The sequence below is a fragment of the Streptomyces sp. G-G2 genome, from assembly GCF_030063135.1.
Taxonomy (GTDB): Bacteria; Actinomycetota; Actinomycetes; order Streptomycetales; family Streptomycetaceae; genus Streptomyces.
This window is the reverse complement of the sequence record NZ_JASISO010000038.1, coordinates 16,872-27,880: the sequence shown is the minus strand read 5'-3', so window position 1 is coordinate 27,880 and position 11,009 is coordinate 16,872. Positions and strand designations below refer to the sequence as shown.

The following is an 11,009-nucleotide window of genomic DNA, read 5'->3' as shown; positions in this document are numbered from 1 at the left end:
CCCCCCCCCCCCCCCCCCCCCCCCCCCCCCCGGGGTGTCAGGAAGCGCGGGTGCCACGGAGCGGCGCGGGCGTTTCGCGGGGCCGGGCGCCCCGGGCGGCGATATCGTCGGTGGGTGGACCAGCCGACTCCCCACCCCGCGCCCACGGGACCCGAGGCCCCGCCCGTCACCTGTGCCCACTGCGGCGCACGGCAGCCCGACGGCGCCCCGCCCACCTGGACCTGTTCCATGGAGAACGGCAGCAGGCAGTACCTCTGCCACGACTGCGCCCGGGCCCACATCCGCTCCATCGAGGGCAAGCTCGACCCGACGTGGTGGTGACCCCCGCCGAGCCGCCCGTCGGTCGCCTCGATTCGGACGCAGCCCCCGGCTCCGATCCCGATCCCGTCTCCGGGCCGGGTTCGGTCAGGACTCCGGCAGGAACCCCGGGAGCCAGGCCTCCAGTTCGTCGCGCAGCCGCACGGTCGCACCCAGCTGACACAGCACACCGATCGTGCTCAGCGTCACCCGGTGGATCAGCAGGTAGGACGGCGGCAGATTGATCTGACGGCCCAACTGGTGCGCGGGCGAGCGCGGATCGGCGATCCGCGCGGCCTGGCTGCGCATCCAGGTCCGGGAGAAGGTGAACTCATCCGCCTCGAAGGGCTCGATGATCGGCCGCAGGTAGTCCAGCACCGCGTCCGGGTCCAGCTCGATGGACTTCTTCACGAAGCCCTCCGCGCACAGGTGGCCGTAGACCCCCTCGGCATCGTCGTCCAGGGTCATCCGCAGGGACCTGCCGATGGGCTTCGGCAGTCCGCCCGGCAGTCGGTCGACCGTACCGAAGTCGAGCACCCCCAGCCGGGTCCGGCCGTCGGCACCGGTGACCAGCCGGAAGTTGCCCGGATGCGGATCGGCGTGCAGCAGCCCGGTGCGCGCGGGACCCGAGAAGAGGAACCGGGCCAGCAGCTGCCCGGCGCGGTCGCGTTCCTCCTGGGCGCCGCTGGAGATGATCTCCGACAGCGGAGTCCCCTCGATCCATTCGGTCACCAGCACCTCGTCGCCCTGGTGCACGACATCCGGTACGACCACATCGGGATCGCCCTCGAACGCCTCCGCGTGGATCCGCTGGGACTCCGCCTCCAGCTCGTAGTCCAGCTCCTCCGAGACCCGGTCCCGCAGCTCGGTGATCAACGGCTTGATGTCCATGCCCGGGATCAGCGGTCCCAGGAGGCTCGCGAACCGGCCGAGCTGCTTGAGGTCCGACAGCAGCGCCTCCCCGGCCCCCGGGTACTGCACCTTCACCGCGACCCGCCGCCCGTCGCGCCACACGGCCCGGTGCACCTGACCGATCGACGCGGCCGCCGCGGGCTTGTCCTCGAACTCCGAGAACAGCTCCCGCCAGTCATCCCCGAGCCGCTCCGCCAGGATGCGGTGCACCCGCGCCGCGGGCAGCGGCGGGGCCGCCTCCTGGAGCTTGGTCAACGCGGCCCGGTAGGGCCCCGCCACCTCCTCGGGCAGTGCCGCCTCGAACACCGACATGGCCTGCCCGAACTTCATCGCACCGCCCTTCAGCTCACCCAGGGTGCGGAAGAGCTGCTCGGCGGTGCGCTGCTGCAACTCGCGCGCCACGATCTCCGCCGACTTGCCGCCTATCCGCTTCCCCAGCCCCCAGGTGGCCCGGCCCGCTATGCCCAGCGGCAGAGCGGCCAACTTGACGGTACGGGTGACCGCCTTCCGGGGAAGATCAGACATGCGCCCCTCCAAAACCCAGACAGCCGCGCCGCGAGCGGCGGTTACCCGGCCATTGTGTCCTGTCCCTCTCGGGCGACGGAGGAGTCCCCCTCCCGGGAGCCCGCCGCCCCGCACCCGCACTCCGGATGAGGGGTCACGCGCGCCCGCTCCCAGTGCAGCCCGGGCAGCGCGGCTTCCCAGCGCGCCCCCGTCGACGCGGGCAGCTCCCCGTCGAGGAAAGCCAGCGCGTGAGCCGCGGCCAGCCCCGCCACCGCGGTGGCCAACCCCAGATCGCAGGCGACCGAGCCCCGGCGCCGGTGTGTCGAACGCCACTGCACCAGCATCCTCGGCCAGGCCCGGTCCCGGGCCACCCGCTCGCGCTCCATGCACCCCGCACACCCCGTCGTGCCCGGCAGTACCAGCGGCCCCACCAGCCCGGTCCCCTCCAGCACCCCCGCATACAGGTGCGGGGTCCCCGAGGCCACCCAGTCGGCGGCCGTCTCGGGATCCGGGGCCCACGCCTGGAGCCCGTCCCGGGGCGCGACCACCACCAGGGCCAGCCCCGGCTCGGGGCCCTCCCGCTCCCGGGCCCGCGGCGCCCGTCCCGGAGCCGAAGCCCGCACCACGGCCCCCGCCGCCTCCGCCCGCAGCCTGCCCACGCTCTCCGGGCCGAGCCCGCCGGGCACCACGTCCCCCGGCTCCACCCGCCCCCCGTCCAGCACCTCGACCCACCCCACCCCGGCCCCCGCCAGCACCGCGGCGATCAGCGCGCCCACCCGCCCGCTCCCGCGCACCTGGACCCGTATCGTCCGCCGCGCCGCGATCCCCCGCAGATCCCCGCCGGGCTCCCGGCGCACCAGGGACAGCGAGCCGCGGTCCGGCCCCAGCCGCTCCAGCGCCTCCGGCCGCCGCAGCAGGGACTGGGCCCGCGGACCGCCCGCCGTGGCGTCGTCGATCACCCCGGCCGACGCCAGCCGTCGCACCAGCTCGTCCACCTGGCCTTCCGGCAGCCCCATCGCGGCTGCCTCGCCCCGCAGCAAGTCCATGCTCCGGGTCCCGTCGAGCCGGTCCAGCAGCGTGCCCGTGGCCGTGTCCACCGGTCCGAACACCACCGCGTGCGCGGGAGTCACCCCGAACTGCACGGTGTGCAGATCACGCCAGGCCCGCGCCAGCGCGGGCTTCACCTTCGGATACATCGCCCTTCCCCCTCTTCCTTGTGTCTCTCTCCAGCTCCCCACCACACGGCCTCGACGCCGCTCTCGCAGCATGACGGCCCGCCGCCGACCGTGCGGAAAGTTGTCCACAGGCGACCCCCGTCCGGCATATGAGATGACCGGCGGGCGCGAGTGGAGGGCGGCGGACGGGGGACCGTCGGGCACCGATCCGAACCGATCATGTTCGAACCGCCGGGGGGCGCGACGTACGGCCTGGCCACCCGGTACGGTCGTGCCGTGTCCGCCGATCCACCGCACCGCGCCGTCGAAGTCCGCCGGAGCGCGCGCCGCCGAAGGACCGTCTCCGCCTACCGTGAGGGTGACCGGACGGTCGTACTGATCCCTGCCCGGATGTCCGAGGCCGAGGAGCAGCGCTGGGTGGGTGTGATGCTCGACAAGCTGGCGGCGCAGGAGAGCAAGCGCACCATCGGGGACGCGGAACTCACCGAGCGCGCCGAGCGTTTGTCCGAGCAGTACTTCAGCGGCCGTGCCCGCCCGGCCTCGGTCCGCTGGGTCACCAACCAGAACACCCGCTGGGGCTCCTGCACCCCCGCCGAAAGCAGCATCCGGCTGTCCCACCGCCTCCAGGGCATGCCGGAGTACGTGCTGGACTACGTGCTGCTGCACGAGCTGGCCCACCTCCTGGTCCCGGGGCACGGCCCGAGCTTCTGGCAGCTGCTGGAGGCCTATCCCCGTACCGAGCGGGCCCGCGGCTATCTCGAAGGAGTGGTCGCGGCCGAGCGGCTCCCCAAGGTCCCGGCGGCGCGCGAGGAGTGAGCCCGGGCCCGCGCGCGGGGGCGGCACGCCTCCCGCGTCCCGTTCGTTGAGACCTGTCCGTGATGTGTACCGGCTCGGTACCGGCTTGGCTCGATGTCGGCGGAAGCCGTTAGCCTGACGGGCACGCATTCATCGTCGGGACGGGGGACGGTCGTTACGTATGGCCAGGGAATTCCAGCGCGGCCACAAGGCCAAGATCAGTGATCTCACCGCCGGCACGGATCTGTACGTGGGTGTGCAGATCTCCGGGCCCGGGCTGAGCTTCGACATCAGTTGTTTCGGCCTCGACGCGGACGAGCGGCTGTCCGACGACCGCTACTTCATCTTCTTCAACCAGCCGAAATCGCCCGAGGAGTCCATCCAGCTCCTCGGCGAACAGGCCGGCGACAGCGAATCCTTCCGGGTGACGCTGGACCGCGTCCCGGCGAACGTCCACAAGCTGTCCTTCACCGCGACGATCGACGGCGCGGGCCAGATGTCCCAGGTCGGCCCCGGGTACATCCGGGTCGTCGCGGGCGGCGAGGAAGTGGTCCGCTACTCCTTCACCGGCGCGGAGTTCAGCACCGAGCGCGCCGTCATGCTCGGCGATTTCTACCTCAAGGACGTCTGGCGCTTCGCCGCCGTCGGCCAGGGTTTCGACGGCGGCCTCGAAGCGCTGCTGAAGAATTTCGGTGGCGAGGTCGCCGAGGAGGAGGCTCCGGCCCCGCAGGCCGAGGCCCCGGCCCAGGTTCCGCAGCAGGCCGCCGGAGCGCCCTCGTTCGCGCCCCCGGCCTTCTCCGCGCCGCCCGCCGCCCCCGCGCCCCCCGCCCCGCCGCAGTACCAGCAGCCCCCGGCGCCCCAGCCCGGTCCCGCGCTGCACGTGGCGCCGACCATGGTGGGCCCCCTCGTGCCGCCCGCCCCGCCCGCCCCGGCCGCCCCGGGCCCGTACGGCCAGCCCGTGCACCCGCCGCAGCCCCCGCCGAACCCCTCCTACGGGCACCAGGTCCCCGGCCAGGCACCCCCCGGCCCGTACGCGGCTCCGGGTCCGTACGGGAATCAGGCCCCCGGCCCGTATCCGCCGCCCCCCGGCGCACCGCAAGCGCCGTACGGTCAGCAGCCGGGCCAGCATCCCGGCCAGGTCCCCGGCCAGCACCCCGGTATGCCCGCGGTCGCCGGAACCCCGGCCGCCCCCGGCCTGACCTCCGCCCTCCAGCTCTACAAGGAGGCCCCGACGGGCGCCCGCTGGACCGCGCAGAACCACCAGCTCGTGCGCGTCGACCTGGGCATCGGCGGCCAGGCCGTCCTCGCCCGCCAGGGCAGCATGGTGCTGTACCAGGGCAAGGTGGACTTCAGTTACAAGGGCGCGGGCTTCGCGGGCCGCATCGTCGGCAACGCCACCGGCCAGGAGATGCAGCTCATGCGCTGCAGCGGCCGCGGCCAGGTCTTCCTCGCCGAGAACGGCACCCACCTCCACGCCATCGAGCTCCAGGGCGACGGAATCTGCGTCTCCGCCGAGAGCGTGCTCGCCTTCGACGAGTCGCTGCAGCACGAGGTCCGCCGCATCGAGGGCCACGGCATCCCGGGCGGCGCCCTGTTCACCATGCAGTTCCAGGGCTCCGGCACGGTCGTCGTCAAGACGCACGGAACCCCCGTCGTCCTGCCGGTCACCCCGACCACCTTCGCCGACAGCAACGCCATCGTCGCCTGGTCGGCGGGAGCGCAAGTGGTCATTTCCAGCCAGGTCCGGCTGCGGCGCAACGCCTACCCCGGTCACAGCGGGGAGACCGTGAACCTCCAGTTCCGCGGCGCCCCCGGCAACTTCATCATCGTCCAGCCCTACGAGGTCTGAGGGAGCCCGCCATGAACCAGATGAATCCGAACCAGCAGATCGCGGGCTACGCCCCGACCCCCGTCGCCGCCCGTATGGAGAACCACGGGCGCGCCATGCTCAAGGTCGCCATGCAGAGCGGCCACGACCTCTTCGCCCGCACCGGCTCGATGGTCGCCTACGAGGGCTTCGTCCAGTACGAGCCCAACCCGCCCGCCGTGCGCCAGATGGCCTCGCAGTGGCTGACGGGCGAGGGCGCCCCGCTGATGAAGTGCACCGGCGACGGCCTGCTCTACCTCGCCGACTACGGCGCGGACGTCGTCGTCATCAACCTCAACAACGACGCCCTCTCCGTCAACGGCACCAATCTGCTCGCCTTCGACGCCCAGCTCACCTGGGGCGTCGAGCGGGTCAAGGGCATGGCCAAATTCGCCGGCCAGGGCCTGTTCAACGTACAGATCTCCGGCACCGGCTGGGTCGCGCTGACCTCCCGGGGCACCCCGATCGTGGTCGACTGCGGCCGCGGCGAGGACGAGACGTACGTCGACCCGGACGCGCTCGTCGCCTGGTCTCCGAATCTCAAGGTCAAGGGCAAGCGCAGCTTCAAGGCCTCGTCGATGATCGGCCGCGGCAGCGGGGAGGCCTTCCAGATGGCCTTCTCGGGCCAGGGGATCGTCGTCGTACAGCCCAGCGAGGACAGCACCGACCGGCTCCGGGCCCGGGGCTGAGGGGGAGCGGACACATCATGCAAAGCGCACTTTTCAGCCACTCCGAGGCACAGTCCCAGGAGCGCTACGTCGTCCAGAACCCGCAGATGCTGCGGGTCTCGCTCACCGGCCAGGACGACGTCCTGGCGCGCAAGGGATCGATGGTCGCCTACCAGGGACTGATCGACTTCGACGGCGAGTACCAGAGCACCAACCAGCGGACCTCCCGCGCCCGCACCGGTGAGGGCCTCGACCTGATGCGCTGCTCCGGGCAGGGCACGGTGTACTTCGCCAACCTCGCCCAGGACGTGCACGTACTGGACGTGGACCAGGACGGCCTGACCGTGGACAGCAGCTACGTCCTCGCCCTCGACTCCACCCTGCACACCGAGGCCATCGCGGTGGACAGCCAGTACGGCATCTCCGGCTCGGGGAAGTACCAGCTCAACATCACCGGCCGCGGCAAGGTCGCCCTGATGACCTCGGGGCAGCCGCTGCTGCTGCGGATCACCCCCGACAAGTACGTCAACGTCGACGCGGACGCCATCGTCGCCTGGTCCACCTCGCTGCGCGTGCAGATGCAGGCCCAGACGCACTCCACCGGGGTGTGGCGGCGCCGCGGCAACACGGGGGAGGGCTGGGAGCTGAGCTTCCTCGGCCAGGGCTTCGCCCTGGTGCAGCCCAGCGAGCTGCTCCCGCCGCAGAACGCCCAGCTCGGCCAGGGCGTCGCCGCGCAGTACGGCATGGGCCAGCAGGGCGCCCACGCGCAGAACCAGAACAACGCCTGGAACTGACGGCCGCGGCGAAGGGGCGGGCGGGGACCGCGAGGTCTGCGCCCGCCCCCTACCCGCGCGCCGGTGTCAGAGCCGCGCCCGGGTCGCCTCCATCAGCCGGACCACCGAATCATCGGCGACCCCGGCCACCTCCTCGTACGCGAACCAGCGCAGGTCCAGCGACTCCTCGCTGATCTCCGCGACCGCCCCCGCCGGGGCCAGCGCCCCGTACTGGACGTCCAGGTGCCAGTTGCACGGCGCCGGGATCGGATGCCGGTCCAGCCTGACCGGGCCGCCGGGCAGCAGCGTGAGCCCCGCCGCTATGCCGGACTCCTCCCGGGCCTCGCGCAGCGCCGCGTCCGCGAGGGTCGCGTCACCGGGCTCGCAGTGCCCGCCCATCTGGAGCCACATCCCGAGCTTCTTGTGCAGGGTCAGCAGCACCCGGCCGCGCGAGGGGTCGATCACCAGGGCGCTGCCCGTGATGTGCCCCGCCCCGCAGGGCTTCCACATGCCGTCGGGGTGGGCCGCCAGGTGCTCCAGGTAGGCCTCGCGCAGCGCGCCTTGGCCGCCCTGGCCCTCGTACCCCTTCAGTACGAGGACCGCGTCGTCGTACAGGCTCACTTGGTGTCGTCACCGTCCTGCTCGCGCTTCTCGGCGGCCTCGCCGAGCATCTTGTCGATCTCCGAGAAGTCCAGCTGCTCGCGGTGCACGAAGCCGTCCGGGTCGTCCAGGTCGGAGGCCGTCGGCAGCATGTCCGGGTGCTCCCACAGCCCGTCGCGCCCGTCCACGCCGCGCGCGTCGGTGAGCGAGGCCCACAGCCGCGAGGCGTCCCGCAGCCTGCGCGGGCGCAGCTCCAGGCCGATCAGGGTCGCGAAGGTCTGCTCGGCCGGGCCGCCCGAGGCGCGGCGCCGGCGCAGGGTCTCGCGCAGCGCGTCCGCGGAGGTCAGCCGGGGCTTGGCCGCCTCGTGCACCACCGCGTCCACCCAGCCCTCGACCAGCGCGAGCGCGGTCTCCAGGCGGGCCAGTGCCGCCTTCTGCTCCGGGGTGTCCTGCGGCTGGAACATACCGCCCTGGAGTGCTTCCTGGAGCTGCTCCGGGTTCGACGGGTCGAGCTGGCCGACCACCTCCTCCAGCTTCGAGGTGTCGACCTTGATGCCGCGCGCGTAGCCCTCCACGGCGCCGAACAGGTGCGAGCGCAGCCACGGCACGTGCGCGAAGAGCCGCTGGTGGGCGGCCTCGCGCAGGGCCAGGTAGAGCCGGATCTCGTCCGAGGGGACGCCGAGGTCCTTGCCGAAGGCCTCGATGTTCAGCGGCAGCAGCGCGGCCTTGCCCGCCGGGCCCAGCGGCAGCCCGATGTCGGTGGAGCCGACGACCTCGCCCGCGAGGGTGCCCACGGCCTGGCCGATCTGCTGGCCGAACATGGCCCCGCCCATGGAACGCATCATCCCGAGCAGCGGGCCCGCCATGGCCTGCATCTCCTCGGGCAGTACGTCGCCCATGGCCGCGCCGACCCGCTCGGCGACCGGGTCGACCAGTTCCTTCCACACCGGCAGGGTCGCCTCGACCCATTCGGCGCGGCTCCAGGCCACGGCCGTGGCCGCGCCGGACGGCAGCGAGGTGACGGAGTCCAGCCACAGGTCGGCCAGGCGCACGGCCTCCTCGACGGCGGAGCGCTCGGCGGGGCCGACGCTGGCGTCCTTGACGCCTTCGGCGGTGCCCTGGGCGACGGTCTGGCGGGCGATGTCCTTGGCCATGTCCCAGTTCACGGGACCGCCCTCGTAGCTGAGCATCTGCCCGAGCTGCTGGAAGGCGGCGCCCAGGTCGTTCGGGTTCATGGAACCGAACATCGCGGCGAACGGATTGTCCGCGCCGCCGGGGCCACCGGCGCCCGGCAGTCCGCCGGGCAGTGCGGCCCCGGGGAACCCGAACGGATTCGGGCCACCCTGACCGCCCTGGTCGCCCTTCTTCTTGCCTTCGTCGCCGTTCTCCGGCTCCTCCGGCGGAAGGCCGAATCCGAATGGGGTGTCGCTCACGGGTTTCCTCGGCTCGTAGGGCCGTCGGCGGGAGCCGACGGGCAATGGTCCGACAACACCACCCAGCGTAGACACCGCGGCCGCATCCGGGCTCGGTGCTCCGCCTGCTGCCGGGCTGCGGCAGGATGGACATCACCTGGTAGGTCCGCGTCAGGACGCGGCCCCACTGAAGACAACCGCTGGAGACGCCCGGTGAGTTCCCCAGATCCGCAGGTTCGAGAGCCGCACGGCGACGAAAACCGCCCTGACCACGGCGAGCAGCCCGGCGGCGTTCGCCCGCCGCGTAACCCGCCGGTACGCGGCCCCATCGTCGCCGTGACCGGCGCCGCCTCGGGGGTCGGCGCCGCCCTGGTGGCCCGGCTCGCCGCTTCGGACGAGGTCAAGCAGGTCGTCGCCATCGACGAGCGGCGCGGCGAGTGCACGGAGGCGCAGTGGCACGTCCTGGACGTACGGGACCCCGCGATCGCCGAGAAACTGCGCGGCGCGGACGTGGTCGTCCACCTCGCGCTGGACCTCGACCTGGAGACCGACCCCGCGGCCCGTACGGCGTACAACGTGCGCGGGACCCAGACCGTGCTCACCGCCGCCGCCGCGGCCGGGGTGCACCGCGTGGTGCTCTGCACCTCCGCGATGGTCTACGGCGCCCTCCCGGACAACGACATCCCGCTGACCGAGGACTCCGAGCTGCGGGCCACCGCCGAGGCCACCGGCGTCGGCGACCTGCTGGAGATCGAGCGCCTGGGCCGCCGCGCGCCCCGGGCGCACCCCGGCCTCAACGTCACCGTGGTCCGCCCCGCCGTGCTGGTCGGCGGTACGGACACCGCGCTGACCCGCTACTTCGAGTCCCCGCGCCTGCTCGTGGTCGCCGGATCCCGTCCCACCTGGCAGTTCTGCCACGTCGAGGACCTGGTCAGCGCCCTGGAGTACGCGGCCCTGGAGAAGGTGGAGGGAGAGCTGGCGGTGGGCTGCGAGGGCTGGCTGGAGCAGGAGGAAGTAGAGGAGCTGAGCGGGATCCGGCGCATGGAGCTGCCGTCCGCCGTCGCGCTCGGCGCCGCCGCCCGGCTGCACCGCATCGGGCTGACCCCGTCCCCGGCCGGGGACCTCGCGTACACGATGCATCCGTGGGTGGTCAGCGTCAGCAGGCTGCACGCGGCGGGCTGGCGGCCGCGCTGGACCAATGAGGAGGTCCTCGCGGAACTGCTCCAGGAGGTCGCGGGCAGGCACACCGTCGTCGGCCGCCGACTGGGCCGCAAGGACGCGACGGCGGCGGGCGCCGCCGGAGCGACGGTCGCCCTGCTGGGCGCGGCGGCGGCGATCCGCGCGGCCCGCAGGCGGCGCGGGATCTGAGCCCCGGGGGCCCGGGGGCCGCCCGCCGGGGGCCCCGGCGGGCGGGGCCTCCTGTAGGAGGCTCCATATCCCCTGCCCGTACACCCGGTCGAATCGGCTATTCCGCGATGTGAGAACCGTGGTGCACGATGGCTGCATGGCTCCGCACTTCGACCACCCCGGCGAGCAGGCCGCACCGGACCCGATCCGGCTGCTCCAGATCCGCGAGACCCCGCTCTCGCTCGACGAGGTCTTCCAGGCCGTCGGCGACGACGCGACGGGCGGCACCGCCCTCTTCGTGGGCACGGTGCGCGACCACGACGGCGGGGCGGACGTCGACTCGCTCGGCTACTCCTGCCACCCGACGGCCGAGGCCGAGATGCGCCGCGTCGCCGAACGCGTCGTCGCGAAGTACCCGGTCCGCGCCCTGGCGGCCGTACACCGCGTCGGGGACCTGCGCGTCGGTGACCTCGCGGTCGTCGTCGCCGTCTCCTGCCCGCACCGCGGGGAGGCCTTCGAGGCGTGCCGGATGCTGATCGACGACCTCAAGCACGAGGTGCCGATCTGGAAGCACCAGATGTTCTCCGACGGCACCGAGGAGTGGGTCGGCGCCTGCTGAGACCGCCGCCCGACGCGTCCGCGGCACCCGTATGGACGCG

The 11,009-nt window shown here is 73.1% G+C and carries 11 protein-coding genes; 7 read left to right on the top strand and 4 right to left on the bottom strand.

All coding sequences use genetic code 11. The features are described 5' to 3' along the window. The first annotated feature begins 114 nt into the window (after window positions 1-114). Complete coding sequence (locus QMF80_RS26890; protein ID WP_283457740.1) at window positions 115-321, top strand: hypothetical protein; 207 nt, start codon at window positions 115-117, stop codon at window positions 319-321. Between the two features lie 84 nt (window positions 322-405). Here the strand turns inward: QMF80_RS26890 and QMF80_RS26885 are convergent, their stop codons facing one another. Both QMF80_RS26885 and QMF80_RS26880 read right to left on the bottom strand, forming a co-directional pair. Further along, the gene (locus tag QMF80_RS26885; protein WP_283457738.1) at window positions 406-1,734 is read right to left on the bottom strand and encodes an ABC1 kinase family protein; all 1,329 of its coding nucleotides are present in this window, start codon (window positions 1,732-1,734) and stop codon (window positions 406-408) included. A gap of 41 nt (window positions 1,735-1,775) precedes the next feature. Then, window positions 1,776-2,909 carry a TOMM precursor leader peptide-binding protein gene (locus QMF80_RS26880; RefSeq protein ID WP_283457737.1) on the bottom strand — a complete coding sequence of 378 codons (1,134 nt, stop codon included), beginning with the start codon at window positions 2,907-2,909 and terminating at the stop codon, window positions 1,776-1,778. 198 nt (window positions 2,910-3,107) lie between these two features. Between QMF80_RS26880 and QMF80_RS26875 the strand changes: the two genes are divergently transcribed. The 4 genes from QMF80_RS26875 to QMF80_RS26860 all read left to right on the top strand — a co-directional run bounded on the left by QMF80_RS26875 (window position 3,108) and on the right by QMF80_RS26860 (window position 7,012). Further along, the gene (locus QMF80_RS26875; RefSeq protein ID WP_502962923.1) at window positions 3,108-3,704 is read left to right on the top strand and encodes a M48 metallopeptidase family protein; all 597 of its coding nucleotides are present in this window, start codon (window positions 3,108-3,110) and stop codon (window positions 3,702-3,704) included. Window positions 3,705-3,864: 160 nt separating this feature from the next. Next, window positions 3,865-5,532 carry a TerD family protein gene (locus tag QMF80_RS26870; protein WP_283457732.1) on the top strand — a complete coding sequence of 556 codons (1,668 nt, stop codon included), beginning with the start codon at window positions 3,865-3,867 and terminating at the stop codon, window positions 5,530-5,532. A gap of 20 nt (window positions 5,533-5,552) precedes the next feature. Continuing rightward, window positions 5,553-6,239, top strand: a complete 687-nt coding sequence (locus tag QMF80_RS26865; protein WP_502962926.1) for an AIM24 family protein — start codon at window positions 5,553-5,555, stop codon at window positions 6,237-6,239. 17 nt (window positions 6,240-6,256) lie between these two features. Then, on the top strand, window positions 6,257-7,012 hold the full coding sequence (locus QMF80_RS26860; protein WP_283457729.1) for an AIM24 family protein: 756 nt from the start codon (window positions 6,257-6,259) through the stop codon (window positions 7,010-7,012). Window positions 7,013-7,078: 66 nt separating this feature from the next. On the opposite strand, the gene QMF80_RS26855 is transcribed toward QMF80_RS26860, so the two are convergent. Both QMF80_RS26855 and QMF80_RS26850 read right to left on the bottom strand, forming a co-directional pair. Then, window positions 7,079-7,612, bottom strand: a complete 534-nt coding sequence (locus QMF80_RS26855) for an NUDIX hydrolase (RefSeq protein ID WP_283457727.1) — start codon at window positions 7,610-7,612, stop codon at window positions 7,079-7,081. Next, window positions 7,609-9,024 (bottom strand): zinc-dependent metalloprotease, encoded by a 1,416-nt coding sequence (locus tag QMF80_RS26850; RefSeq protein ID WP_283457725.1) that lies wholly within the window; start codon window positions 9,022-9,024, stop codon window positions 7,609-7,611. Before QMF80_RS26850 ends, QMF80_RS26855 begins: the two co-directional genes overlap by 4 nt. Before the next feature lie 192 nt (window positions 9,025-9,216). Between QMF80_RS26850 and QMF80_RS26845 the strand changes: the two genes are divergently transcribed. Both QMF80_RS26845 and QMF80_RS26840 read left to right on the top strand, forming a co-directional pair. Then, window positions 9,217-10,371 carry an SDR family oxidoreductase gene (locus QMF80_RS26845; protein ID WP_283457724.1) on the top strand — a complete coding sequence of 385 codons (1,155 nt, stop codon included), beginning with the start codon at window positions 9,217-9,219 and terminating at the stop codon, window positions 10,369-10,371. 136 nt (window positions 10,372-10,507) lie between these two features. Next, a complete protein-coding gene (locus QMF80_RS26840; RefSeq protein WP_283457722.1) occupies window positions 10,508-10,969 on the top strand; it encodes a molybdenum cofactor biosynthesis protein MoaE in 462 nt (153 codons plus the stop codon). Window positions 10,970-11,009: the final 40 nt, after the last annotated feature.

Bases quoted from the DNA above. Each gene is read 5' to 3' on its own strand.
- QMF80_RS26885 (WP_283457738.1), bottom strand. From the start codon at position 1,734: ATGTCTGATCTTCCCCGGAAGGCGGTCACCCGTACCGTCAAGTTGGCC.
- QMF80_RS26870 (WP_283457732.1), top strand. From the start codon at position 3,865: ATGGCCAGGGAATTCCAGCGCGGCCACAAGGCCAAGATCAGTGATCTC.
- QMF80_RS26865 (WP_502962926.1), top strand. From the start codon at position 5,553: ATGAATCCGAACCAGCAGATCGCGGGCTACGCCCCGACCCCCGTCGCC.
- QMF80_RS26860 (WP_283457729.1), top strand. From the start codon at position 6,257: ATGCAAAGCGCACTTTTCAGCCACTCCGAGGCACAGTCCCAGGAGCGC.
- QMF80_RS26875 (WP_502962923.1), top strand. From the start codon at position 3,108: ATGTTCGAACCGCCGGGGGGCGCGACGTACGGCCTGGCCACCCGGTAC.
- QMF80_RS26840 (WP_283457722.1), top strand. From the start codon at position 10,508: ATGGCTCCGCACTTCGACCACCCCGGCGAGCAGGCCGCACCGGACCCG.
- QMF80_RS26880 (WP_283457737.1), bottom strand. From the start codon at position 2,909: ATGTATCCGAAGGTGAAGCCCGCGCTGGCGCGGGCCTGGCGTGATCTG.